Annotated in this window: 20 protein-coding genes, 1 tRNA gene and 1 pseudogene; 11 read left to right on the forward strand and 11 right to left on the reverse strand. The window is 62.3% G+C overall.

Features of this window, described 5'->3' with window-relative positions; translation table 11 throughout:
- Positions 1-269 precede the first annotated feature (269 nt).
- Complete coding sequence (ggt, locus tag VZC39_RS05935) at positions 270-2,051, reverse strand: gamma-glutamyltransferase (RefSeq protein ID WP_434666552.1); 1,782 nt, start codon at positions 2,049-2,051, stop codon at positions 270-272.
- 132 nt (positions 2,052-2,183) lie between these two features.
- On the opposite strand from ggt, the gene VZC39_RS05940 reads away from it, so the two are divergent.
- The gene (locus VZC39_RS05940; RefSeq protein WP_434666555.1) at positions 2,184-2,780 is read left to right on the forward strand and encodes a GDSL-type esterase/lipase family protein; all 597 of its coding nucleotides are present in this window, start codon (positions 2,184-2,186) and stop codon (positions 2,778-2,780) included.
- Positions 2,781-2,861: 81 nt separating this feature from the next.
- On the opposite strand, the gene rdgC is transcribed toward VZC39_RS05940, so the two are convergent.
- Positions 2,862-3,773, reverse strand: a complete 912-nt coding sequence (gene rdgC, locus VZC39_RS05945; protein ID WP_349921507.1) for a recombination-associated protein RdgC — start codon at positions 3,771-3,773, stop codon at positions 2,862-2,864.
- Positions 3,774-3,953: 180 nt separating this feature from the next.
- On the opposite strand from rdgC, the gene VZC39_RS05950 reads away from it, so the two are divergent.
- The 4 genes and pseudogenes from VZC39_RS05950 (at position 3,954) to VZC39_RS05965 (ending at position 9,660) form a co-directional block, all read left to right on the forward strand.
- Entirely contained in the window at positions 3,954-4,382 is a 429-nt protein-coding gene (locus VZC39_RS05950) for a GNAT family N-acetyltransferase (RefSeq protein ID WP_349921508.1), read from the forward strand.
- Positions 4,383-4,500: 118 nt separating this feature from the next.
- A complete protein-coding gene (locus VZC39_RS05955) occupies positions 4,501-5,727 on the forward strand; it encodes an exonuclease SbcCD subunit D C-terminal domain-containing protein (protein WP_434666558.1) in 1,227 nt (408 codons plus the stop codon).
- Positions 5,724-5,861 (forward strand): annotated as a pseudogene (locus tag VZC39_RS05960) (exonuclease SbcC); the annotation flags it as partial. The gene VZC39_RS05955 and the pseudogene VZC39_RS05960, both read left to right, overlap by 4 nt.
- Positions 5,862-5,901: 40 nt before the next feature.
- A complete protein-coding gene (locus tag VZC39_RS05965) occupies positions 5,902-9,660 on the forward strand; it encodes an AAA family ATPase (RefSeq protein ID WP_434666561.1) in 3,759 nt (1,252 codons plus the stop codon).
- Between the two features lie 216 nt (positions 9,661-9,876).
- Here VZC39_RS05965 and crr read toward each other — a convergent pair whose 3' ends face one another.
- The 4 genes from crr to cysK all read right to left on the reverse strand — a co-directional run bounded on the left by crr (position 9,877) and on the right by cysK (position 13,868).
- The gene (gene crr / locus VZC39_RS05970; protein WP_042061931.1) at positions 9,877-10,386 is read right to left on the reverse strand and encodes a PTS glucose transporter subunit IIA; all 510 of its coding nucleotides are present in this window, start codon (positions 10,384-10,386) and stop codon (positions 9,877-9,879) included.
- Positions 10,387-10,428: 42 nt separating this feature from the next.
- Positions 10,429-12,156 carry a phosphoenolpyruvate-protein phosphotransferase PtsI gene (ptsI, locus tag VZC39_RS05975; RefSeq protein WP_349921512.1) on the reverse strand — a complete coding sequence of 576 codons (1,728 nt, stop codon included), beginning with the start codon at positions 12,154-12,156 and terminating at the stop codon, positions 10,429-10,431.
- A 44-nt stretch (positions 12,157-12,200) separates the two neighbouring features.
- Positions 12,201-12,458 (reverse strand): HPr family phosphocarrier protein, encoded by a 258-nt coding sequence (locus VZC39_RS05980; RefSeq protein ID WP_005303128.1) that lies wholly within the window; start codon positions 12,456-12,458, stop codon positions 12,201-12,203.
- 441 nt (positions 12,459-12,899) lie between these two features.
- Positions 12,900-13,868: a cysteine synthase A gene (gene cysK / locus VZC39_RS05985; RefSeq protein ID WP_349921513.1), complete on the reverse strand. Its 969-nt coding sequence runs from the start codon at positions 13,866-13,868 to the stop codon at positions 12,900-12,902.
- A 163-nt stretch (positions 13,869-14,031) separates the two neighbouring features.
- Here cysK and VZC39_RS05990 point away from each other — a divergent pair, with 163 nt between their 5' ends.
- From VZC39_RS05990 to VZC39_RS06005, 4 genes are read left to right on the forward strand one after another with little or no spacing between them, the layout of a single operon-like run.
- Positions 14,032-14,874 (forward strand): AAA family ATPase, encoded by an 843-nt coding sequence (locus VZC39_RS05990; protein ID WP_434666572.1) that lies wholly within the window; start codon positions 14,032-14,034, stop codon positions 14,872-14,874.
- Positions 14,875-16,041: a vWA domain-containing protein gene (locus VZC39_RS05995; protein ID WP_434666575.1), complete on the forward strand. Its 1,167-nt coding sequence runs from the start codon at positions 14,875-14,877 to the stop codon at positions 16,039-16,041.
- Positions 16,042-16,094: 53 nt separating this feature from the next.
- Positions 16,095-17,216 carry a beta-ketoacyl-ACP synthase III gene (locus VZC39_RS06000; RefSeq protein WP_434666577.1) on the forward strand — a complete coding sequence of 374 codons (1,122 nt, stop codon included), beginning with the start codon at positions 16,095-16,097 and terminating at the stop codon, positions 17,214-17,216.
- A 13-nt stretch (positions 17,217-17,229) separates the two neighbouring features.
- Positions 17,230-18,711: an HD domain-containing phosphohydrolase gene (locus VZC39_RS06005; protein WP_434666579.1), complete on the forward strand. Its 1,482-nt coding sequence runs from the start codon at positions 17,230-17,232 to the stop codon at positions 18,709-18,711.
- Between the two features lie 84 nt (positions 18,712-18,795).
- On the opposite strand, the gene tsaA is transcribed toward VZC39_RS06005, so the two are convergent.
- On the reverse strand, positions 18,796-19,500 hold the full coding sequence (gene tsaA, locus VZC39_RS06010; RefSeq protein WP_434666582.1) for a tRNA (N6-threonylcarbamoyladenosine(37)-N6)-methyltransferase TrmO: 705 nt from the start codon (positions 19,498-19,500) through the stop codon (positions 18,796-18,798).
- Between the two features lie 223 nt (positions 19,501-19,723).
- Here tsaA and VZC39_RS06015 point away from each other — a divergent pair, with 223 nt between their 5' ends.
- Complete coding sequence (locus VZC39_RS06015; protein WP_434666585.1) at positions 19,724-20,719, forward strand: NAD-dependent epimerase/dehydratase family protein; 996 nt, start codon at positions 19,724-19,726, stop codon at positions 20,717-20,719.
- Between the two features lie 108 nt (positions 20,720-20,827).
- On the opposite strand, the gene VZC39_RS06020 is transcribed toward VZC39_RS06015, so the two are convergent.
- From VZC39_RS06020 to cydD, 4 genes are all read right to left on the reverse strand, one after another.
- Positions 20,828-21,214 (reverse strand): DUF488 domain-containing protein, encoded by a 387-nt coding sequence (locus VZC39_RS06020; RefSeq protein WP_349921521.1) that lies wholly within the window; start codon positions 21,212-21,214, stop codon positions 20,828-20,830.
- Between the two features lie 4 nt (positions 21,215-21,218).
- Entirely contained in the window at positions 21,219-21,593 is a 375-nt protein-coding gene (rcsF, locus tag VZC39_RS06025) for an Rcs stress response system protein RcsF (RefSeq protein WP_349921522.1), read from the reverse strand.
- A 198-nt stretch (positions 21,594-21,791) separates the two neighbouring features.
- The gene (gene cydC, locus VZC39_RS06030; RefSeq protein ID WP_434666587.1) at positions 21,792-23,552 is read right to left on the reverse strand and encodes a heme ABC transporter ATP-binding protein/permease CydC; all 1,761 of its coding nucleotides are present in this window, start codon (positions 23,550-23,552) and stop codon (positions 21,792-21,794) included.
- Positions 23,545-25,326 carry a heme ABC transporter permease/ATP-binding protein CydD gene (cydD, locus tag VZC39_RS06035; RefSeq protein WP_434666589.1) on the reverse strand — a complete coding sequence of 594 codons (1,782 nt, stop codon included), beginning with the start codon at positions 25,324-25,326 and terminating at the stop codon, positions 23,545-23,547. Before cydD ends, cydC begins: the two co-directional genes overlap by 8 nt.
- 201 nt (positions 25,327-25,527) lie before the next feature.
- On the opposite strand from cydD, the gene VZC39_RS06040 reads away from it, so the two are divergent.
- Positions 25,528-25,601: transfer RNA gene (locus tag VZC39_RS06040), tRNA-Gly, on the forward strand.
- Positions 25,602-25,613: the final 12 nt, after the last annotated feature.

The raw sequence follows: 25,613 nt of genomic DNA on the forward strand, positions 1-25,613 counted from the left end.
GTTGGCCGCAGCAAGCAGGAAACTGGGGGACAACAGTTGCCGTTTCTATTGAAAAATAATGTATTTATCTTTTTGGAACAACACTTATCCAAGTTTAAGACGTAAATTGAGATAAAAGGCGCATAAATATAATTATTATGGAGAGAAATGGTGTCTTTTCTTCTTCCCTTGGCAGATTTAATCAATCGGTGATGAGTTGTCGTGCTAAATAGAAAGGCGGCCCCAGGCCGCCTTCGTCGTGATGGAAAGACCACGTTATATGCGAGTCGTTACTCGCCCCTGGCGACCCCTTCGCGCCGGGGATCGGCGGCGCCAAACCAGCCGCTGGCGTTGCGCTCCACCCCCTGCAGTCCCGAGGTCTGCTCGTTTAGCACCACCTCGTGCCCTCTGGCCTTGAGCCCCTCGATGACGGTGGCGGGGGTTCGCCCCTGCTCCAGCTCGGTGGGGCCGTTGCGGCTGCCAAAGTTCGGCAAGTCGATGGCTTGCTGCAGATTGAGTCCCCAGTCCTGGGTGCCCAGCAGCGCCTTGCCCACGTAGTTGATGATGGCGGAGCCTCCTGGCGAACCGAGGCTCATCTCAAGCTCCCCGTTTTGCTTGTCAAACACCAGCAGGGGGGACATGGAGGAACGGGGGCGCTTGCCGGGCTCTACCCGGTTCGCCACCGGCAGGCCGGCCGCATCCACCGAGGTGAAGGAGAAGTCGGTGAGTTGGTTGTTGAGCAGGTAACCGTTCACCATCAACCTGGCGCCGAAGCCATCCTCGATGGAGCTGGTCATGGAGATGGCCATCCCCGCCTTGTCGACGATGGAGACATGGCTGGTGGAGGGAAGTTCCGGGGTGGCATCCCGGCCACGGGCGAGCGCCTGGGGCGGGTTGCCGGGTTTGGCCACTCCCATGGAGCGCGGCCCGATGAGGCTGCCCCGCTCGGCGAGATAGCCTTTGTCCAGCATGCCCGCCACCAGTACGGAGACGACGTCGCCGTCGGCCACATATTGATTGCGGTCGGCAAAGGCGAGTCGCGCCGCCTCGCTGTAGAGGTGGATGGCCTCGGCGGAGGCGGCGAGTTTGCCGTCAGGCCCGGTCACCGGCTTGAGGGCCGCCATGTCCCGGCTCTCCAGCATGCCGAAGATCTGGCCGAGGGCGATGGTGCCGGACGAGGGGGTGGGGAAGCCGCAGATCTCGCGCTGGCGATAATCAAAACAGAGGCCGTCCCGCAGTTTGGCGCTGTAACTGGCGAGATCCGTCGCCGCCAGCACGCCCGGATTGGTGGGGTGCCGCTGTACCTTGGCCACCATGGCGTCGGCGAGCGGCCCCCGGTAGAAGGCATCGGCCCCCTCATTGGCCAGGGTCTTCAGTACCTTGGCCAGGGCCGGGTTGGTCAGCCTGGTGCCGGCGGGCTTGGGGGAACCATCCGGTTGATAGAAGTAGGCGCGGGCCTCGGGGTCGCGCGCGAGATAGGGATCCTTGGCAATCAGGGTGGCGAGACGCGGGCTGATGACAAACCCCTGCTCTGCGAGCGTGATGGCGGGTTCAAACAGGCTGGTCCAGGGCAGCTTGCCATAGCGATGATGGGCCATCGCCAGGGCGCGCACCGTGCCCGGTACGCCGACGGAGCGTCCCCCCACCACACCGTCGTAGAAGGCCATGGGCTTGCCGTCCTTCATGAACAGTTGATCCGTGGCCGCCGCCGGCGCCGTCTCCCGGCCATCCACCGCCATGACCTGTTGACCGTCCCACACCAGCAGCAAGGAGCCGCCCCCGATGCCGGAAGATTGCGGCTCCACCAGGGTCAGCACCAGCTGCACCGCGATGGCGGCATCGACGGCGCTGCCACCGGCCTTGACGATCTGGTAGCCCGCATCCACCGCCAGCGGGTTGGCGGCGGCCACCATGAAGTCGTGGCCCTGCCAGCCGGGCTTGTCGGTCCAGCCGCTGGCCGCCTCGGGGGCGATCAGGGTCTGGGAGGGGGGCACATAGTGGAAGGCACTCTGGGGGGCGCAACCTGCGAGCAGGCCAAGGGCTACCAGCAGGCCGAGGGGCTTGAGGGACATGACACTCTCCTTGTCGGTTTCTTGTTCAACCATCGAAATCTGTCACAACTTGAACACTATTGAAAGATTGTCTTTCTGCTCATATGGTTACAAATCTATCAATGATTGAATGCCAGGTTCCAAGGGGGAAGAATGAGAAATGCCGTGATGGGCTTGCTCTGTCTGCTGCTGGTCGGGTGTGGTGAGTCCGAGTTCAGGCCTTTGGGCGCAGGAGAAACCATTCTGGCCTTCGGCGACAGCCTGACCGAGGGACGCGGAGTCAACCCGGCCCAGAGTTACCCCAGCGTGCTGGCGACACTGAGCGGTCACCCCGTCATCAACGCCGGCGTCTCGGGGGAGCTCAGTGAGGCGGGCAGGGCCAGGCTGCCCGCCTTGCTGGCCGAGCACAGGCCGGCGCTGGTCATCCTGCTGGAGGGGGGCAACGACATCCTGCGGGGCAGCGGGGAGGGGGCCCTCAAGGCCAATCTCGCCGCCATGATAGAGATGGTACAAGGCAGCGGCGCCCAGTTGCTGCTGGTGGGGGTGCCTCGCAAGTCCCTGTTCGCCGATGGGGCGCCCCTCTACGGGGAACTGGCGGATCAGTATCGGCTGGTGCTGGACAACGAGAGCATCGGTGAGTTGCTGCGCAGCCCGGCCCTCAAATCCGATGCGGTGCACTTCAACGAGCAGGGCTACCGAACCCTGGCAGAGCGGCTGCACGGGCTGTTGCAGGAGCGCGGAGCCCTCTAGTGCGGCGAAGGCCGACGAGACATGAAAAAACCGCCAGCTGGCGGTTTTTTTACGCTAGATCCTGTCGTCAGGGCGGCGTTCTCAGATGGATTGCTCTTCCCCACCCAGGGCGGCGAACAGCGCCGGGATGAACTGGGCGAGCTCCGCGGTCACCAGGGCGAAGTCGGCATCCAGACGGGCGGCGGGATCCTCGCTGGTGACATCGTCATTCTGCTCACGCAACTCTTCGCTGAACTTCAGCCGCTTGATGGAGAGATCGTCCCCCAGCACGAAGCTCAGGGTCTCGCCCCAGTTCAGGGCCAGCTTGGTCACCAGCTTGTCGTTGGCCAGGTGGTTCTTGATCTCGTCGCTCATCAGATCCTGCTGCTTGCAGCGGATGATGCCACCGTGTTCCATGGCGCTGCGCAGCTCGGCCTCGTCCTCCAGGGTGAAGCTGGCGGGCAGGTTGCCTTCGTTGAGCCACTCGGTCATGGTGATCTCGGGCGGATTCTTGAGGGCCACCGGCACCACCGGCAGGGTGCCGATGGATTTGCGCAGCAGCGCCAGCAGATCGTCCGCCTTCTTGGCGGAGCCCGCATCCACCACCATCAGGTTGTCGGCGGGGTTGATCCAGGCGAAGGTCTGGCTGGTGCGGCTGAAGGCGCGGGGCAGCAGGGTATGCATGATCTCCTCCTTCAGCGCCTCCTTCTCCTTCTTCTTGAGGGCACGACCCTGTTCGAACTCGATAGCCTCGACCTTCTCCGCCAGCATCTCCTTGACCACGGTACCCGGCAGCATCTTCTCTTCCTTGCGAGCGCAGATGAGCAGGTGGCCAGCGGCCGCGTGGGTCAAGGTGGAACCGAATTTGCCGAGGGGCTTGACCCAGCCGAAGCGAGAGATGTCCTGGCTGCCACAGGGGGTGAAAGCGCAGGCCTCAAGCTGGGTTTCCAGCTGCTCTGCGGTCAGCTCGAAGGGGCGGGTAAAGCGATAAATCTGCAGGTTTTTAAACCACATGGCGTCCTCGGTCTCATAGATTGTCCGGCCGGCATTGTACTAGAGAGGCGCTTTGTGATCAGCCAATCATTCTCGCTAAATAAAGGATGATCATGCTCACAGGGCACCATATTGCTCCCCAAAATCAGCAGGAAACTCCCCTAGACTGCATGTGTTCAGCTTGTTAACAAGGATAAAAAAATGTTGAGACTGAGTCGGCCGGAAGACATGGAAGAGATCGTCGAAATCTGGCTGCTGGCCTCCTTGCAGGCCCATGATTTCGTCGACGCTTCCTGCTGGTGGCAGGCTCAGGAGGACTTGCGCACCCGCTACCTCGATCATGCCCGTATCTGGGTGTTTGAAGAACGGGGTGATCTGCTCGGTTTCACGGCATTGGTGGAGGATTTCCTGGCCGCCCTCTTCGTGCGCCCCGACCGTCAGGGGCGAGGGGTGGGCCATGCCTTGCTGCAGGAGGTGAGGGCTCAGGGGCGGGAGCTGCATACCCGGGTATTCGTGGAAAACGAGCCGGCGGTGCGCTTCTATCGCCGCCATGGCTTCGTCATCGGTGATGAGGTGTCCGATCCCCTGACGGGCCATCTGCAGTACAAGATGTCTTGTCCGGCCCTCTGACACCGAGGCTAGTGCCCTGATTTAGCGGGCTGTCTTGCTTGAAAAAAGGGAGCGCTGTCCGCATCCTGTCTGCACAGGGTAGCGTGACTACCTCCCTCTTTATCCGAGCCGCTTTCTCATGAAGATCCTGCACACAGCCGATTGGCACCTTGGCCATCAACTCCATGGCCATGAGCGCCGTTTCGAACACGATGCCTTCCTCGACTGGCTGGCCGATACCATCAAGACGCGGCAGATAGACGCCCTGCTGGTGGCCGGCGATCTGTTCGACACCGCCAACCCTCCCGCCAGCGCCTGGCAACAGCTCTATCGCTTCCTGGCGCGGCTGCGCGCCGAGCTGCCCCATCTCAACATGGTGCTCATCGGTGGCAATCACGACTCTCCCTCCAAGCTGGATGCCCCCCACGAGCTGCTGCGTGCCTTCGATCTGCACCTGGTGGGCAGCATCAGCCGGGACGCCGAGGGGCGGCTCGAAACCGAACGTCTGCTGGTGCCGCTGCAAGACAAGACGGGCAAGGTTGCCGCCTGGTGCGCCGCCGTGCCGTTCCTGCGCAGCAGCGATCTGCGGGTCGAATGCCTGGAAGAGGGGCAGGACAGACTGATAGAAGGGGTTCGCCAGGTTTATGCCGCCGTGCTGGATGCCGGCCGGGCGCGCTGTGAGCCGGGCCAGGGGCTCATCGCCATGGGTCACGCCTATCTGGCGGCGGGCCAGCTCTCCGAGCTCTCCGAGCGGCGGGTACTCGGCGGCAACCAGCACGCCCTGCCCGCCGACATCTTCGCCCTGGCCGATTACACGGCTCTGGGGCATCTGCATCTGGCCCAGAGCCCGGCGCCCGGGGTGCACTACAGCGGCTCGCCGCTGCCGTTGTCTCTCGCCGAGGCGAATTACAACCATCAGGTGCTGGAGGTGACGCTGGAGGAGGGCAAGCTGGCCGGGCTGGAGCGGATCCCCGTGCCCCGTGCGGTGGAGATGATCCGGCTGCCGGAGAGCGCCCTCGATGAGGCGCTTGACGCCATCGCCGCGCTCGAGGTGCCCCCATTGCCCGCAGAGGCCCAACCCTTCCTCGAGGTGCGACTGCTGCTGCCCAAACCCGAGGCCCGGATCCGCGAGCGCGTATTGGCGGCCATGGCGGGCAAGCCGGTGCGTCTGGCCCGTATCAGCACCCGCTATCAGGGTTCCGGCCAGGGGCTTGCCGACGGGGTGAGTCGACGCAGGCTGGACGAGATCTCCCCCACCGAGGTGTTCAGGCTCTGTTATCAGCGTCAGTTCGAGGGGGAACCCTCTCCCGAACTAGTGGCCTCGTTTGAAGAGATCCTGGTGCAGGTGAAGGAGGAGCAGGCATGAAGATCCTTTCCCTTTCTGGCGAGAACCTCGCCAGCCTGACCGGTCAGTTCACCATCGACTTCAGCCGGGGGGCCCTCGGCGCCGCCGGCCTGTTTGCCATCACCGGCAACACGCGGGCTGATGGGGGCAAGAGCATGCGCGACATCGGCTTGCCATGGATGGAGGCGTGAACGCATGAAGATCCTTTCCCTTTCTGGCGAGAACCTCGCCAGCCTGACCGGCCAGTTCGCCATCGATTTCAACCGGGGGGCCCTCGGCGCCGCCGGCCTGTTTGCCATCACCGGCAACACGGGCGCGGGCAAGAGCACCCTGCTCGATGCCATCTGCCTTGCCCTCTATGACGAGATGCCGCGTTTTATCGCCAATCGCAAGAATGTTGAAAAAATTGGCCGAGCAGATGAGGACGAAAAAGAAAAACTAACAGCCAATGATGTTAAAAACATCCTCAGCCGCGGTCATGCCAGCGGCTTTGCCGAGGTGCAGTTTCGTGGCTGTGACGGCCGCCGCTACCTGGCTCGCTGGGCAGTGCGCCGTGCCCGCAACCGCGCTGAAGGGCGTTTCCAGGCTCAGGAGCGCAGCCTGACCGATGTCGAGAGCGGCCAGGTCTTCTCCGGCAGCAAGCGGGAGCTGCAGGATCGCATCGACGAGCTGGTGGGCCTCTCCTGGGAGCAGTTTCGCCGGGCGGTGATCCTGCCCCAGGGGGAGTTTGCCGCCTTCCTCAAATCGAGCGCGGACGAGCGCTCAGCACTCTTGGAACGCATGACCGGTACCGAGCTCTACTCCGCCATCTCCATCCAGACCCATGAGCGGGCCCGGGCCGAGCAGCAGGCGTTGGCCACACTGGCACAGCGCCTCGGCGATGTGCCCCTGATGGACGAGACGACCCGCGAGGAGTGGGTCGCTCGCCAACAGAGCCTTGCCACCGAACTAAAGCACGAGCGCCAGCAGCAGCAGTTGCTGCAGGATTTTCGCGATCTGGGCGAGCGTATCGCGGCGTTGAGTCAGGCTTGCCAGGCCGGCCAGACTGAACTGGCCGCCGCCGAGCTGGCCCACCGTGAGGCGGCCCCCTTGCGAGAAGAGTTCACCCGCGCCGAACAGGCCCAGGTGGCGCGTGCCGACCATGACGAGTTGGCGCGTCTTGAACGTGAATTGCAGCAGCAAGCACTGCTCATTGGCCAGTTGGGGCCTGAGTTGATCCAGGTTGAACAGGCGCAGCAGCAGGCCGTGCTGCATGAGCAACAACTGTTGGCACAAAAGAGTGCGACTGAGCGCGAATGGGGGGCCATGCAGCCCGAACTCAAACGGGCTCAGGATCTCGACACCCGGATCAGGGAAAAAGCCGACCTGCTGCAGGAGATCAAGCAGCAGGGCACCCAGGCCCGGGCCCTGCAAGTTGCGTTGCAGCAGGAGTGCCAGCAGCAGCGCGAGCAGGTGCAGGCACTGGAAGAGAGCCGCCAGCGCTGGGCTAACAGGCTCGATGAGCGCAAGACGCTGATCCCGCTGGCGCCCCAGTGGCAACCCCTGCTGGCCGCCATGCAGGACTGGGCAGAGGGCAAGGGACAATTGCAGCGCCTGCGTCAGCTCCATGAGCAGCGGGATCTGGCCCTGCGAGAGTTGAAGGCCGATCTGGAGCAGGGGCAGCAGGAGCGGGACTATTGGCAGCAGGAGCAGATCCGGCTGCAACAGCAGCACGATCAACGGCTGGCCGAGGAGTGGGATGTCAGAGTCGCCAGCGTGCAGGAGCAGCGCCAGGCCGATACCCAGCAACTGGCGCGGGTGCATCAGTTGCTGGAGCTGGCCCGAAGCGGGCGCAGCCACAGCGAGCAGTTGGAGCGTCTCTGCCAGGAATTGAGTCAGCTTGAACAGCAGCTCGCCCGTCTCGCAACCCTGCATGACGAGCGGGAGCCCGTGCTGACTCGCCTCGCCATCCAGCGCGACGAGGCACGCTTGGCGCTGGAGCAGGCCCGGGCCGTGGCCAGTTTCGAGCAGCATCGCCATGAGCTGCAAGATGAGATGCCCTGCCCGCTCTGCGGCTCAACCGACCATCCCTATCGCCAGAGCCAGCCCCAGGTCGCGGGCATTCTGGCCCAGCAGGGGGAGCGTGCCCGTCAACTGGCGCTGGAGTGGGAGCAGCTCAATCACTTGCATATCCAGGGGCGGAGTGAGCAGGCCGAGCTGACCCGCCAGCTGGCGGCCCGCCAGCAACAACGGCCTGAACTGATGGCAAGATCCGAACAACTTGCCCAGCGCTGGGCCGAGCTCGGGGGGCAGCGTCTGTCGGGGCTGTCGTTGCCGCCTAACCCGAGCCCGGCTGAATGGGCCGAATTGCAGGCCCGGCTGCTGACAGAGGGAGAGTCGCTGGAGCAGCGCCTGGCGGCGTATGAGCAGCAGTTGCAGCAGGCCCGGCAGGGACAGCAGGCGCTGGCGGGCTTGCGGGAGCAGCTCGCCCAGCTCGGTACCCGCCTGCAGGCCTTTGAGCTGCGCTGGCACGAGCAGGCGCGGCAGAAGGCCGAGTGGGAGGCCGAACTGAAGGGGCTGGAAGAGCAGGAGGCGGGCCTGCGCCAACGACTGGTCCAGGGAGAGGCCAGGCTGGATCGGCAGATGGGAGCAGAGCCCTGGCGTCCCTGGGCCGAAGGGGCTCGCTGGCAGGCGTGGCAAGAGAGTTGTGAGGCCTGCCTGCAGGGACAGAGGGAGCGGGAGCGGCTCGGCGCCGAGGTGGCGAATCTGACGCCCATGCTGAGTGCACAGGAGGCGCGGACGGCGAGCCAGAACGAACTGCTGCACAAGCTGGAACGGGATTACAAGGAAGGGGAGCTGCAGCGGCAAGGATTGCTCGCCAATCGAGACGCCTGCCTTGCCGGGCGCCCCATAGCCGAGGTGGAGGAGGAGTGGCAGCAGCGGCTGCATGGGCTGAACCATCAGCTGGAGGCAGCGACCCAGGCTCTGCATGCCCTGCGGGAAAAACACACCGAACTCAAGACTCGCCTGGCCCATCTGGAGCAGGACAAGCAGATAAGCAGCCGTCGTCAGCGGGAGGTGCTGGGTCATTGGGCCGCCCATGCCAGCAACCTCGGCATCGCCGAGTACGAATTGCGCCGTCTGCTGGCTCTCTCCGCCGAGGATCTCAAGGGGCGACGTGCGGCCCTGCAGCAACTGGACGAGGCCCTGGCCGAGGCGCGCACCCGACTCGGTGAACGCCAGCGAGCGCAGGCGCAGGAGGAGGCCAAGCTCGAGCGTTATCGCGAACATCACGGCGAGCTCTGCGCTCTCTCCGTCGAGGCGCTCGGCCAATCCCTGATCATCAGCGAAGCCCGTTGCCGCGAGCTGGAGGAGCAGTTGTTCCAGTGCAAGAGCACCCAGGCCCAGGCCGAGGCGGCGCAGGCGCAGGCGGGCAGCCTGCAAGCGGCGCTGGCGCGCCAGCAAGGGGTGGCGGATCACTGGCAGCAGCTCAGCGATCTCATCGGCTCCGCCAGCGGCGCCAAACTGCGCACCTTCGCCCAGAGCCTGACCCTTGAGCGTTTGTTGCTGGAGGCCAATGCCCAGCTCGCCGAGCTCTCTCCCCGCTATCGGCTGGAGCGGGTACCCGGCACGGATCTGGCGTTGCAGGTGGTGGATCTCGACATGGGGGATGAGGTGCGCTCGGTGGACTCCCTCTCCGGTGGCGAGAGCTTCCTGGTGTCGCTGGCGCTGGCGCTGGCCCTCTCCAGCCTCTCGTCACGCCAGACCCAGGTCGAATCACTGTTTATCGACGAAGGGTTCGGTACCCTGGATCCGGACAGCCTGGATCTCGCGCTCTCCAGCCTCGACTCCCTGCAGGCGGCGGGGCGCCAGATCGGCGTCATCTCCCATGTACAGACCCTGGTGGAGCGCATCGGTGTGCAGGTGAGGGTCGAGGCCCTGGGCGGCGGTGAGAGCCGGATATGCCTGCCCTGACTCGGCGGTGACGGCCATCACAACCCTGCCGGATGAAGATCTGGCAGGGTTTTTTATTGGGTATTTTTGTTTTGCGGTGTGTTGCTGCGGTCAGTTGCCGGATGGGTGGATATCTATGCTGACATGGTTGATGGTCTCTGACACGGGACCATAAAAAAACCGAAGCCCAGGGCTTCGGTTTTTTGTTGCAGTCACTGGCGCGAGGCCAGGATCGCATTACTTCTTGATGCGGATCACCGGGGTCTCACCGACGGTCACGGCGCCAGTCATCTTGATCAGCTCTTTGATCTCATCCATGTTGGAGATGACCACAGGCGTCAGGGTAGACTTGGCTTTGGCTTCCAGTACGGCCAGATCGAATTCGATGATGGTGTCACCGCGCTTGACCTGCTGACCTTCCTGGGCGATACGGGTGAAGCCTTCGCCTTTCAGCTCAACGGTGTCGATACCGAAGTGAACGAACAGCTCGATACCAGAGTCGGATTCCAGAGAGAACGCGTGGTTGGTCTCGAAGATCTTGCCGATGGTGCCGTCGCACGGCGCGACCATCTTGTTGCCAGCCGGCTTGATGGCGATGCCATCGCCAACGATCTTCTCGGCGAAGACCACATCGGGCACGTCTTCGATCGGTACGATTTCACCTGACAGGGGGGCAAAGATCTCGATGCCACCGGTGTCAGAGCTGTCATCGGAAACCAGTTTCTTCAGTTTATCAAACAGACCCATAGTAAAAGCTCCTAGAGATGATTGTCGCTGTTTGCAGCGATCTTAGCAGACTGCCTTCTGCTTAATAAAGTTATCTACACAGGCTTCGATTTCGGCGGCGGTCGCATAGCTCAGGGCCTGGTCTGCCATTGCCTTCACATCTTCGAAGTTGGTGTTACGGATAAGCTTCTTGATACGCGGTACAGAGATGGCGCTCATGGAGAACTCATCCAGACCCATACCCAGCAGCAGCAAGGTGGCGCGTTCGTCACCGGCCAGTTCGCCGCACATACCTGTCCACTTTCCATTGTCATGGGAAGCGTCGATGACCATCTTGATCAGGGTCAGGACGGAAGGTGACAGCGGGTTGTACATGGCGGAAATCATCTCGTTACCACGGTCGACGGCCAGGGTGTACTGGGTCAGGTCGTTGGTACCGATACTGAAGAAATCCACTTCCTTGGCCAGATGATGTGCCATCACGGCTGCAGCCGGGGTCTCGATCATGATACCCACTTCGATGGATTCATCAAAGGCTTTGCCTTCGGCGCGCAGTTCGGCTTTGAGCGTCTCCACGGTGGCCTTCAGGCTGCGGAACTCTTCGACGGAGATGATCATCGGGAACATGATGCGCAGCTTGCCGAAGGCAGAGGCACGCAGGATGGCCCGCAGCTGGGCGTTCATGATGTCGGCGCGATCGAAGAAGATCCGCACGGCACGCCAGCCCAGGAAAGGGTTCATCTCTTTCGGGAAATTCATGTAGGGCAGTTCTTTGTCGCCGCCGATGTCCATGGTACGGACGATGATCGGCTGATCCGGCATGGCCTCTGCCACTTCTTTGTAGGCCTTGAACTGCTCGTCTTCGGTCGGCAGCGCATCACGGTCCATGAACAGGAACTCGGTGCGGTACAGACCCACGCCTTCGGCGCCGTTGCGGATGGCGCCTTCGGTATCCTTGACGGTACCGATGTTGGCGCACACCTCGACCTGGTGACCGTCCAGGGTGATGGCGGGCAAGTCTTTCAGCTTGGCCAGCTCATCTTTCTCTGCCTGGAACTGGGCCTGCAGCTCTTTGAACTTGGCCAGTTGTTCGGCGGTCGGGTTGAGGACGATCTGATTGTTGATCGCATCCAGTACCAGCACGTCACCATTCTTGACGCGCTCGGTGATATCGTTTGTCCCCACGATGGCCGGCAGCTCCAGGGAGCGGGCCATGATGGAGGTGTGAGAGGTACGGCCACCGATGTCGGTAACGAAACCCAGCACGTATTTCAGGTTGATCTGAGCGGTTTCGGACGGGGTCAGGTCTTTGGCGACCAGGATGACCTCTTCGTCGATGGTGCTCAGGTTGACAACGGCGATGCCGAGCACGTTCTTCACCAGACGGGTACCGATGTCACGGAAGTCGGTGGCGCGCTCACGCAGATAGGGGTCATCCAGCTCGGCCATCATCTTGGCGTACTGCTCGATCACCTCGTAGATGGCTTTGTCGGCGGATGCCTTGTTGTCTTTGATGAAGGATCTGATATCCCCTTCGAGCTCCTCGTCTTCGAGCAGCATGATGTGGCCTTCGAAGATGGCCTCTTTTTCTTCACCGAAGGTGCGACCGGCCATCACCTTGATGGCTTCCAGCTGTGCGGCTGACTTGGTGCGGGCTTCGAGGAAGCGGTTGATTTCGGCGTCAATCTGGTCAACAGAAATCTTGCCCTGATTGATAACGATTTCATCTTCTTTCAGAAGAAGCGCCTTGCCGAATGCGATACCGGGGGACGCAAGAATGCCAGATATCATAATCCTTCCTATTAAAACGACTGTGGGGGAGGAATAAAGCTGGATTACTCCAGCTCGTCCATCAGGGCAACCAGCTTCTCAACGGCTTTCTGTGCGTCCGGGCCGTCGGCCTGGATGGTCACGTTGGTGCCTTTGGTCAGGCCCAGGGTCTGCAGCTTGAACAGGCTCTTGGCGCTGGCGGATTTGCCACCGGAGACCACAGTGATCTCGCTTTGGAATTCTTTGGCTTCCTTCACGAACTGAGCTGCAGGACGGGTGTGCAGGCCGTTTTCAGCAGTAATAACAACAGACTTCTCGTACATGGTTTCACCCCATATTATTGATATTGTGTGGAGAGGTGGTCGCTTTTGAGGCTTCCAGTCTCACCGTGTCAGTATGGATATGTTGTAAAGTAACGAAATAAGACCTGCAATGGTTTAATCCAGGTCAATTTTCTGTGCAGTATTCAGCGCCCCGGCTAACTCTTTTTCGTTATCGCTCTACAGGCCGCATCAGTACTGGCTTGAGATTAATTTATAACGAAAAATAACACTTTGTTACCTTGTGATACCTAGCCGGGAATCACCTCGTGACGGGGCACAGGATATGAGATTTATCACAGAATGTCTGCTTTTTTTGTCATCCCGGAATTTGTTATTTTACCCCAAAAAATAAGGGTCGTCTGACACTGTCGGCTACAGAGTTTAGCTCATAAAGAAAACGGCGCTCCGAAGAGCGCCGTTGTTTTGATGTAAGGGGATCAATTATTGCTGCAGTTCCTGCTCGCTGAACACCCCGGCGAACAGGGCGCTGGAGAGGTAGCGCTCGGCGGCGCTCGGCAGGATGACGACGATGGTCTTGCCCTCGAATTCCGGCAGTTCGGCCAGACGGGCGGCGGCCACGACGGCGGCGCCAGAGCTGATCCCAGCCAGAATGCCTTCCTCTTCCATCAGGCGACGGGCCATCTCGATGGACTCCTCGCTGCTCACCTGCTCGACGCGGTCCAGCAGGGTCAAGTCCAGGTTGCCCGGGATGAAGCCGGCGCCAATGCCCTGGATCTTGTGAGGACCGGGTTTGATCTCCTGACCGGCCAGTTTCTGACTGATGACAGGGGATTCTGACGGCTCGACGGCGACGGAGACGATGGCCTTGCCCTTGGTCTGCTTGATATAGCGGGAGACACCGGTGATGGTGCCGCCGGTGCCGACGCCCGCCACGAACACATCGACGTCACCGTCGGTGGCTTCCCAGATCTCGGGGCCTGTGGTCTTTTCGTGGATCTCCGGGTTGGCGGGGTTTTCGAACTGTTGCAGCAGCACATACTTGCCCGGCTCGGATTCGAGGATCTCGTTGGCCTTGGCGATGGCGCCCTTCATGCCGAGTGGGCCTTCGGTCAGCACCAGATTGGCCCCTAAGGCCTTGAGCAGCTTGCGGCGCTCCAGGCTCATGGTGGCGGGCATGGTTAGGGTAATGGGATAGCCGCGGGCGGCGGCCACGAAGGCCAGAGCAATGCCGGTGTTACCGCTGGTGGGCTCGATGATCTCCTTGCCCTTGGTCAGCACGCCGCGCTTTTCGGCATCCCAGATGAGGTTGGCACCGATCCGGCATTTGACGCTGAAGCTCGGGTTGCGGCTCTCGATCTTGGCCAGCACGCGGCCCTTGGTAACACGGTTGAGACGAACCAGCGGGGTGTTGCCTATGGTCTGGCTGTTGTCCTCAAAAATTTTGCTCATGGTGCTATCCCTGTGTTTGTTAAGGCGATGAAACAAGATTACCCTGTGATTTCTGAATGAGAAGTGACGAATCGTTATAACAATATGTTATTACAACATATAGAACTTATTCTTTATTACCGAGGTCCAGCCCGGGCCTTGTGCTACCAAGGAAATGGACACCATGGGATTTGCAGGAAGCGATCGCTATCTCGCCTCTAAAGAGCTGAGCATGGCCGTCAACGCGGCCGTGGTGCTGGAGAAACCGCTGCTGATCAAGGGAGAACCCGGCACCGGCAAGACGGTGCTGGCGGAGGCGGTGGCCGAGTCACTTGGCGCTGAGCTCATCGCCTGGTACATCAAGTCCACCACCAAGGCTCAGCAGGGGCTCTATGAATACGACGCCGTGGCGCGGCTGCGGGACTCCCAGCTCGGGGATCCCCGGGTGGGGGATATCAATCACTACATCCGCCGTGGCAAGCTGTGGCAGGCTTTCGCTGCCGAGCAGCGGCCCGTGCTGCTCATCGACGAGATAGACAAGGCGGATATCGAGTTTCCCAACGATCTGCTGCTGGAACTGGATCGCATGGAGTTCGACGTCTACGAGACCGGCGAGCGAGTGAAAGCGCGCCAGCGCCCCGTGGTCATCATCACCTCCAACAACGAGAAAGAGCTGCCGGATGCCTTCCTGCGCCGCTGCTTCTTCCATTACATCCGCTTCCCCGACAAGGCCGAGATGCAGGCCATCGTCCAACTGCACTATCCCGGATTGAAAGCGGCGCTGCTGGACGAAGCCATGGCCCTGTTCTTCGAGCTGCGGGCGGTAGAGGGGCTGCGCAAGAAACCCTCCACCTCGGAACTCCTTGACTGGATCCGGCTGCTGCTGGCGGATGACATATCCCCGGAGGCGATGCGGACCCGGGAGCCGGGCAAGCTGGTGCCGGCCCTCTACGGTGCCCTGCTCAAGACGGAGCAGGACTTGCACCTGTTCGAAAAGCTGGCCTTCCTGGCCCGGCGTGGCGGCTGAATGCTGGTTGATTTCTTTCTTCATCTGCGCCGTTACAAGCTGCCCTGCAGCCTGCGCGAATTGCTGGACTTGCACGGGGCGCTGGCAGCGCGGCTCGCCAGCCTCGACATGGATGAGTTCTACCTGCTCGCCCGCTGCCTGCTGGTGAAGGACGAGGCCCACTACGATCGCTTCGATCGCGCCTTTGCCGAGTATTATGACGGGCTGCAGGCCAGCCCCTTGTTGCCGGAGTCTCTGCCGGACGACTGGCTGCGCCAGGAGCTCACGCGGCTGTTGAGCCAGGAGGAAAAAGCCCTGCTGCAATCCTTGGGGGGGCTCGACAAGTTGCTGGAGACCCTCAATCAGCGGCTGGTGGAGCAGAAAGAGCGCCACGCCGGTGGCAACAAGTGGGTGGGTACCGGCGGCAGCAGTCCCTTCGGTCACGGTGGTTTCCACCCCGAAGGGATCCGCATGGGGGGCGAGGGGCAACATGGCCGTGCCGCCAAGGTGTGGGAGGCACGCCACTTTCGCAACTTCAGCGACGATGACTCCCCCCTGGGTCAGCGCGCCATCCAGTTGGCCCTGCGAAGTCTCAGACGCTGGGTGCGCAAGGGCAATGCAGACGAGCTGGATCTCGATGACACCATTCGCAGCACGGCCCGTCAGGGCTGGCTCGATGTGAAACTCAGACCCGAGCGCCACAACGGCGTCAAACTGCTGGTGTTTTTCGATGTGGGGGGCTCCATGGACAGCCACGTGGCCGAGGTGCAACGGCTGTTCTCGGCCCTGCGCCACGAGTTCAAGCACCTGGAGTTCTTCTATTTTCACAACTGCCTCTATGACTTCGTCTGGCAGGACAACCGCCGCCGTTTCGAGGAGCGCTTCGACACCTGGCGTTTGCTGCGCACCTATGGCAGCGACTATCGGGTGATCTTTGTGGGGGATGCCAAGATGGGCCCCTATGAGATCACCTGGCCCGGTGGTGCGGTCGAATACTGGAACGAAGAGGCGGGTCAGGTATGGCTCACCCGGCTGCAGCACCAATACCCCAGACTGGTGTGGATCAATCCCCTCCCGAGGCGGGAGTGGCTCTGGCATCCTTCCATCAAGCTGATGAATGACCTGATTGGCGGGCGTATGCACCCGCTGACACTGGCCGGTCTCGCCGAGGCGATCGACAGGCTATAAACCCTCATCCTACAAAACAGACAAGCCGGGATTGCACCCGGCCAGGAGCAAAGATGACTTCCATCGTGATCAGTGGCTCAGGCCTCTATACCCCTCCCTTTGCCGTCAGCAACGAAGAGTTGGTGGCCGCCTTCAATCAATATGTGGATCTCTACAACGAAGAAAACGCCTCCGCCATCGATGCGGGCCAGCTCGATGCCAAGCAGCATTCGAGCTGCGAGTTCATCGAGAAGGCCTCCGGCATCAAGAGCCGCTATCTGGTGAGCAAGGAGGGGGTGCTGGATCCGGACATCATGCAGCCGCTGCTTCCGGAGCGCCCGGACGACAAGCCCTCCATCATGGTGGAGATGGCCGTGGCTGCCGCCGAGCAGGCGCTGATCGCCGCCGGTCGCGAGCCGGGGGAGATCGATCTCGTCATCGTCGCCGCCTCCAACATGCCGCGGCCCTATCCGGCGCTCTCCATCGAGCTGCAGCATTACCTCGGTGCGACCGGCATGGCGTTTGACATGAACGTGGCCTGCTCGTCGGCCACCTTCGGTATCAAGACGGCGGCGGATCTGCTGGCGGCGGGCTCGGCCCGGCTGGCGCTGGTAGTAAACCCGGAGATCTGCTCGGGTCACCTCAACTTTAGAGATAGAGACAGCCACTTCATCTTCGGCGATGCCTGCACCGCCGTGCTGCTGGAGCTGGCGGAAGATTGCAAGGTGGCCAATCCCTGGCAATTGGTGACTAGCAAGCTGGTGACCCAGTACTCCAACAATATCCGCAACAACTTCGGCTTCCTGAACCGCTTCAGCCCGCGCACCCGCTACGGGGATGACAAGCTGTTTCGCCAGCAAGGGCGCAAGGTGTTCAAGGAGGTGCTGCCATTGGTGTGCGATCAGATTGCCGGCCAGCTGGCCGAGCAGGGTTGGCAGGCAGGGGAGCTGAACCGACTCTGGCTGCATCAGGCGAATCTCACCATGAACCAGTTCATCGGCCGCAAGCTGCTGGGGCACGATGCCAGTCAGCAAGAGGCACCAGTGATCCTCGACCGTTACGGCAACACCAGCTCGGCGGGCTCCATCATCGCCTTCCACCTGTTCAATCAGGACTTGCCGAGTGGCGCCCGGGGTGTGCTCTGCTCCTTCGGTGCCGGTTATTCGATAGGCAGCCTGCTGCTGGAGCGCGGGTGAGGAATCTTGTGATATGACGATACTTGCTGTCGATTTGGATAACGTTCAGGAGAAGACTCTGGGGCGCAGCACCCTGCATCACGGGGTCGCCTTGCTGCTCTTTTGCCTGTATGGCTTTCAGGTGTGCCCGTTTCTGGACACCCTGACCCTTGCCCAGCTTTTTATTCCCACCCTGGTTGTGTTCGGGATCATGGCCGTCGCTCGCCACATATTGCTCAACCGTCTGACGCTGCCAGAGGTGGAGTTCAGCAGCTTCGGGCTGGAGCTTGGGATCTATCTGCTGGGGGCCGTGCTGCTCTGCATCTATAACGGATTGCTTTTTGGCAACTTTCCCCTGGAAAGCTACCTCAAGATCCTGCTCGGCATGTTCACCCTGGGTTTTCTGGTTGCCGCCGATCTCTCCCTCGAGCGGGATTGGGAGCTGGCCAGGCAGCGTGAGAAAGAGGGCATTTTTGCGTTGACCCAGTCGTCGACCATGGCGTTTTCCCGCAAGTTTTCCCTGTTTGCCTTGGCCACCCTCACGCTGCTGGGAGGGGTCATCTTTCTATTGATCAACAAGGATCTGGAGTGGTTTGTGACGGTTGGCAGCGACTTGCCCCGCGGTCTTGCCCAGCGCTACATATTGCAAGAGGTCGCCTTCATCATGGTGGTGACCTTCGGCTATCTCTGGCTCATCATTCGTGCGTTCAGCCGCAATCTTGCCTTCTCCCTGACCCATCAGATCCAGGCCATGGCGCAGGTTCAGCACGGCAATCTGGAGGTGCGGATACCCGTGACCCGGGACGATGAGTTTGGTCTGATCGCCGCGAGCACGAACGAGATGATCGAGGAGCTGAAGGCGCGCAACGACGAGATCAACCTGACCCGGGATGTGGCCATCCTCGGCCTGGCCACCCTGGCAGAGACACGGGACAACGAGACCGGCGCCCACATCATCCGCACCCAGTACTATGTCAGGGTGCTGGCGGAGCATCTGAGCCAGGCCGATCCCGCGCGCTACCCGCTGGACCAAGAGACCATAGAGCTGCTGTTCAAGTCGGCGCCGCTGCATGATGTGGGCAAGGTGGGCATTCCAGACGCCATCTTGCTCAAACCCGGCAAGCTGACCGATGAAGAGTTTGCCATCATGAAGCGCCATGCCTCGATCGGCGCCGAGGCGCTGGCCAATGCCGAATCGCAGCTCGGTTCCAACTCCTTCCTGCGACTGGCGCGGGAGATAGCGCTCACCCACCACGAAAAATGGGACGGCAGTGGCTATCCGAATGGGTTGAAGGGGGAGGCAATCCCCATTTCAGGCCGATTGATGGCACTGGCAGACGTCTATGACGCCCTCATCTCAAAGCGAGTCTACAAGCCTGCGTTCAGCCATGAACAAGCCAGGGAGGTCATCCTCAAGGGACGGGGCAGCCATTTTGATCCCGCCGTGGTCGACGGGTTCCTGGCTTGTGAAGCCGCCTTCCAGCAGATTGCCGATCAGCACAGAGATCATGATTGACATGGCCTGGACCGTAGCAACACATGCCATGGTCAAGGCCCCACCATCGCCAGTCACTCAGCGGGGCGCTGATCAGGGCGGCCATCAGCAGGGGGTGATGGCCAGCACCAGGCACTCAGGCTCGGTTATCTGGAACCTGACGTTCAGGTCGAACAATCTCACTCCGTACTCTTTCTCATCCGGCTTGCCCTTCTTGTAGGCCGGACGCGGATCCTGGGCCAGCACCTCGCTCACCAGCTGGCGCAGCTCGGGATGGCGGGGGGCGAGTTGACCAAGCTGTTGCTCTGCCTCCTGGCTGAAACTCACCATCAGCGGCGGAGTGGGGGCGTCCGGCGCAAAACCGCCGCGGGCATCCGGCAGGCTGTCGGCGTAGGGAATGTAGGGCTTGATGTCGACGATGGGGGTGCCATCGAGCAGGTCGACTGCCCCGAGTTCGAGCCACAGCTTGCCGCGCTCACGGCCTACGCCGTGCAGCTCGACCACAGAGAGGCCGAGCGGGTTGGGACGGAAGGTGGAGCGGGTGGCGAAGACCCCAACCCGTTCGTTGCCACCGAGGCGCGGCGGGCGCACCGTCGGGTGCCAGCCCTGGGCCATGGTCTGGTGGAACACGAAGCTGAGCCAGAGGTGGGAAAACTGCTCGATGCCGCGCAGCACGTCCGGCTGATCGTAGGGAGGCAGCAGCTCGAGGCGGGCGCGGGCCGACTTGACCAGGCCGGGCTGGCGGGGAATGGCGAACTTCTCCTTGTAGGGAGAATGGATGATCCCCAGGGTGTCGATTTCGAACTTCATGGCACACTCGTGGCTAAAAACCCCGGCAATTTAGCACAAGCAGCCCCAAAACGCAGGCTCACTGCCTCGCCCATCCCTTCGATACCATAGTGATCCCCGTCCCACCCCTGCCCGCTGGGGGCTGCCTCTTGGCGTCGACTTGCGTAGGGTAGGGGCAGGAAAAACGATCGCCATCCGGCCGTGACGCTCAAGGTCGCCGGTATGGCTGACAGGGAGTCACAGGATGAAACTGCTTATCATCGGCGGCACGGGATTTCTGGGCCGCTATCTCAGTGCGCTGGCGCTGGACTGGGGCCACGAGGTCACCTTGTTCAACCGCGGCCATCGTCAGCACCCGGACTGGCGGGATCTGGTGCAACTGCACGGAGACAGGGATGGCGATCTCGGGGCCCTGCACGGGGAGGGGCTGCACTGGGATTTGGTCATCGATACCTGTTGCTATCGACCCGAGCAGGCGGCCAGCCTCTCGGCGGCGTTGCTTGGGCGCTGCGAGCGCCTCATCTTCATCTCCACCATCAGCGTCTACCGGGACTTTGCCCGGCCCGGAATGGATGAGTCGGCCCCTTTGCACGAGATCCCCCAAGGGACGATGCCGGATGACTACGGTCCCCTCAAAGTCTTGTGCGAGCAAGCGTATCAGGCCCGCTGGGGGGAGCGACTGTGCATCCTGCGCCCCGGGGTTCTGTGCGGCCCTCACGATCACACGGGTCGCCTTGCCTGGTGGGTGAGACGAGTGCAGCAGGGCGGCCCCTGGCTGTTGCCGGGGGAGGGGCAGGACAGGTTGCAGTATCTGGACGTACGGGACTGCGCCGAATTCGTGTTGCGGGCCGCCGAGCAGCGCCTTGGGGGCGTGTTCAACCTGCTCAAGCCCGGCATATTGCTGGGGGACTGGGTGGAGCGTATTACCGCCCGTCTGGCCCCGGCGTCGCCCATCCAATTCGAATGGGCACCCTGGCCAGCGCTGCTGGCCGCCGGGGTTGAGCCCTGGCAGAGCTATCCGACCCTGCTGCCAAACGAGCTGGCCGAGTATGGGGGGTATGGCCGGATCAGCGCCGAGGCCGCGATCGTGCAGGGGCTCAACTTTCGTCCCCTGGAGGAGACGGTGGCGGATGTCGCCCTCTGGCTGGCGGAAGGGGGGCAAGGAGAGGCCGCAGGCATGACGGCCGAAGAGGAGGCGACGTTGCGCCAACGGGTGCTGGCTGCACACGCCATGCAGTAGGCAAGTCATGCTTGCAGCCTGAGCACGGCGCCATGTGTACCGGAAAGCCGAATCAAAGAGAGGGCACCCCATGGGGCGCCCTCTCTTTTTGCAATGGGACTGCAGGATTTAGCGCAAGACAGCGCCACAGCCGGCCAGCAACTCTTTCAGGATGCCGCGATGACAGCGGGATTCATGTTCGCAGTAGCAGCCCACCGAGAGATCCGTGTGGTGGGAGAGCGCTGCCAGCAGGGCCAAATCGTGCTTTGCCGTCGGCGTGGTCATCTCGGCCTTGTACTGTTTGCAGAAGGCGGCCCACTGGGCCGGCGTCTCGGCACCCTGACCGAGCTTCATGGTCTCGGGGCTGGGAGCCAAGTTGGGGAACCAGACGTCGTACCAATCCTGGCTCGCAAATTCAGCTTTGGGCACGCCCCGGGGCGGGCGACGCACCGTGCCGATGCGAAGCCCCTCACCGGGCAGGCGAGGGGTGCCGAGACGGACGACGGCGAGAGCCACAGGCTTATTTCTCTTCGGCGACTTTCAGCGCCTGGCCATAGCAGATCACCTGCTTGAGGCAGCCCGGCACATCGCTGAACTCGGCGCACTTGTCAAAGCTCACGCCGTTGCCCCCCATGTCCGCCACCCGGCGGCGAGCCAGGGTGCGGGCTTCACCGGCATTCGGCACCGCCTGGTTGGCATCGCTCTGGCAGGATTCCCCCTCGACGGTACCGAGATAGAGGTAGTTGAGATCGGCCAGCTCGCCCTGTTCATAGATCCGCACGCTCCCGGGCTTGAAGTACTCGTCGAAGTTTTCCTTGTCCAGGTTGCTGTTGAAGGAGAAGTAGGAGCAACCGGAGGCGAAGAGGGGCAGCAGCAATAGAGTCAGGCGTTTCATGGCGATGTCTTGTTGAACAGTGAGGGGGTCATTATAGGGGCCAGTCGCAGCTGGCGACCAGCCCCATTTTTAGCCACCGGGACGGGGGGTGACCAAGAGCTGGCCTGGCGCGACATCGGGGTCGGCAGGTTGTCATGAGAATGGCGTCTTGCCAAAAGTAGAGAGGGGGCATGATGCCCCCCTTTGCACTTAACGGATTCAGACCGGCGCGAGCCGCTGGTGCAGACTGCGGTAGTAGTCATCGCTCAGCAGCTCTGCGTGAGGGGCGCACAGGCGAATGCGCCCCTCTTCCATCAGGGCGATCCTGTCCATCTGCTCCAGCCCCAGCAGGCGGTGGGAGATAAACAGCAGGGTGCGATCAGCGCCCAACCTGAACAGCAGGGCCATGATTTCCCGCTCGGTCTGGCTGTCGAGCCCCTCGGTGGGCTCGTCCAGCAGCCAGAGCGGGGCGTCGTGCAGCAGGGCGCGGGCGAGGCCGATACGACGACGCTCCCCGCCGGAGAGCGGTCGACCGCCATCCCCGAGCCAGGCATCCAGTCCCCCTTCCGCCAGCTCCTCCGGGTTGTCCAGGAGGCCAGCGAGGCCCACCTGCTCCAGCACGGCGACGAGTTGCTCGTCGCTGGCTGTCGGCGCCGCCAGCTTGAGGTTGCCGCGCAGGGTATCGGCAAAGAGGTGTACCCGCTGGCTCACCACCGAGAAGGAAGCCCGCAGCGCCTCTTCGCTGTAATGAGTCAGCGGTTTGCCATCCAGCAGGATCTCCCCGCTCACTGGAGTCCACTCCCGGGTCAGCAGCCCCATCAGGGTGGATTTGCCACAGCCGGTCTGGCCGAGCAGCGCGAGTTTTTCCCCGGCCTTCAGTTGCAGGGAACAGCCGCGCAGCACGGGACTGGCGTCTGCATCAGCATGGGCACTGGGGTAGGCGAAGGTGAGGTCGTTTATCTGCAGGCTGCCCGCAATGGCAGGTTGTTGCTCGCTACCCCATTCCGGGGCCTTGGCCTCCTGCAGGATCTCGTTGAGACGACGGGCCGAGGTGAGGCTGGTGGAGAGATGCTGGAAGGCTCCCGCCAGCGGCAACAGGGCCTCGAAGCTCGCCAGGGTGGCGAACACCATGAGCGCCGTGATGGGGTCCGGGGTGGCACCGCCGACCCCGTGACCGGCAAGCCAGAGCATCAGGGTCAGGGTCCAGCCGCTCAGCAACTGGACGGAGGCATTGGCCAGCCCGCTCACGCTGGCCATGCGGGCCTGGGCGCGGATCAGGGCCTGCTCCGCCTGTTGCAGTTCATCGAGGGCCTGGGGGGCGGCGGCAAACATCTGCAGCTCGGCCTGTCCGTCCAGGTAGTCCACCAGTCGGGTGCGCAGGCGGGACTTCTCGGCGATCAGGGCCTGACCGGGTTTACGACCGAGGAAGTAGAACACCAGGGGCAGGGCCAGCATGCCGACCAGCAAGATGGCTCCCAGGGTCAGGGCCAGTTCGCTGTCGAAGAAGGAGAGGAAGAACACCAGACCGGCGGTGCTGAGCAGGGCCGCCCCTATGGGGGTGATGAGGCGCAGGTAGACGTGATCCAGCGCATCGATGTCGGTCACCAGCCGGTTGAGCAGATCCGTCTGGCGGAAGCTGGCCAGGGTGCCGGTGGAGAGCGGCGAGAGCTTTTGCCAGAACCAGACGCGCAGCCGGGTCAGCACCCGGAAGGTGGCATCGTGGCTCACCACCCGCTCTCCCCAGCGGCTGGCGGTGCGGATGATGGAGAAGAAGCGCACCCCTCCGGCCGGGGTCATGTAGTTGAAGGTGTCGCGGGTGGCGACAGCCAATCCGGCCACGGCTGCGGCGGAGAGGAACCAGCCGGAGAGGGACAAGAGCCCCATACCGGCCACCAGGGTCACCAGGGCCAGCAGCAGACCGGTGGAGAGGCTCAGCCAGTGCTGGCGATAGAGGCGCAGGAAGGGCAACAGATCACGCATCGAGAGAGTCTCCATTGGTTTGGGACTGGTGTTGCGACAGCAGCTTCGCGAAGGGGCCCGCTGCCTGGCTCAACGAGGAGAAGCCGCCCTGCTCCACCAGTTGGCCGCGCTCCAGCACCAGGATGTTGTCCATCTGGCTGAGCTGATCGAGGCGGTGGGTGATCATCAGCAGGGTCTGACCCGTCGTCGCCTGCTCGAGGGTGCTCATGATGGCGCGCTCGGAGTGGCGATCCAGGCTGGCGGTGGGTTCATCCAGCACCATCATCTGGGTCGTCTTGAGCAGGGTGCGGGCGAGGGCGATGCGTTGGGCCTGACCCACCGAGAGCCCGCCTGCCTGATCCCCGACCCGATAGTCAAAGCCTTTCTCCTGTACGAACTCCCAAGCCTGCGCCCGTTTGAGCACGGCTTCGAGCTCGGCGTCACTGGCCGTGGGCTTTGCCAGCAGCAGGTTGTCGCGCAAGGAAGCGTGGAACAGCTGGGGGCTCTGTGAGAGCCAGCCGAGCTGCGATCGCCACAGGCCCATGTCGAGCTCGGCGAGCTCCTGGCCGTTGACCCTGAGGGAACCGCGGTAGGGGGTGAAGCCCAGCAGGGCATTGACCAGGGAGCTCTTGCCCGCACCACTGATGCCGACCAGGGCCGTGCGTGAACCGGGTTCCAGCTGGAAGTCGATGGGGCCGACCAGTACCTTGCCCTCGGCGCTCAATACCTCGAGTGCGCTGGCCTCAACCCGGATAGGGCCCCGGGTATGGAAGGGGGCCGTGCCGGAGGCGGGTTCGCTGACGTCGGCCTCCAGGAATTCCAGCAACTGTTCGGCGGCGCCGATGGCCTGGGCCTTGGCGTGATAGTGGGCGCCGAGCTCTCGTAGCGGTGCATAGAACTCGGGGGCGAGGAAGAGCACGAACAGGCCGGTGAACAGGGTGACCTTGACGCCGTAGCTGCCAAAGTTCAGGTGGTCGATGTAGGAGAAACCGAAGTAGACCGCCACCAGAGCCACGGCGAGGGCGGCGAAGAACTCCAGCACGGCGGTGCTGAGGAAGGCCAGTCGCAGTACCTCCATGGTGCGCTCCCGAAAATCTTCCGAGGCGTCGCGAATGGCTTCCCCCTCGGCCTGGGTGCGCATGAAGAGTTGCAGGGTGCGCAATCCCTTGAGCCGGTCGAGGAAGTGGCCGGAGAGGCGCGCCAGGGAGAGGAAGTTGCGGCGGTTCGCATCGGCGGCGCCGACCCCCACCAGGATCATGAACAGCGGGATCAGGGGAGCCGTGCCGAGCAAGATGATGCCGGCGGCCCAGTTGACCGGGAACACGGCCACCAGGATCACCAGGGGAATGAAGACGGCGACCGCCATCTGGGGCAGATAACGGGAGAAGAAATCCTGCATCTCTTCGATCTGTTCCAGCAACAGGCTGGCCCAGCTGCCTGCGGGGCGACGCTGGATATAGGCGGGGCCGAGGCGGGCGAGGCGGGTGAGTACCAGCTCGCGGATGGCCAGGCGCACCGCGCTGCCCGCCTTGAAACTGGCCACTTCACGGCCATAGGCCAGCAGCGCCTTGGCCGCAGTGACCAGCAACAGGCTGATGAAGAGGGGAATGGATTGCTCCGGGGTGCTGCCTGCGATGATGAAGCCATGGAGCAGGGTAGCCAGCAGCCAGGCCTGTGCCACCATCAGCATGCCCTGACCCAGGCCCAGGCCGATGGAGAGACCGATCCAGCGTCGGCCATGGCTCGATTGCTTGCGCAACCAGCCATAGAGATGTTTCTGCGTACCTTTGTCCATTACCACCCTCCTCAAACGAGTGGCGCAAGACTATCGTCGCCCCCAGGGCTTGGCAACCTTGTCGATGCGGGAGTCTGGAGTCGGTTGCCTGAAAAATAGACTTCATGCTCATTAGTTGGTCGAACAGCTTGATTTACGGCAAAAAATACCAGGGTGGTGATTGCGCTCGCCGGCAAAATGCATATAGTAGAGGCCACTGACGCGGGTGTAGTTCAATGGTAGAACGGTAGCTTCCCAAGCTGCATACGTGGGTTCGATTCCCATCACCCGCTCCAATTTCAAGACCT

The organism is Aeromonas sp. NJAU223, assembly GCF_051125555.1.
GTDB lineage: Bacteria > Pseudomonadota > Gammaproteobacteria > Enterobacterales > Aeromonadaceae > Aeromonas > Aeromonas veronii_G.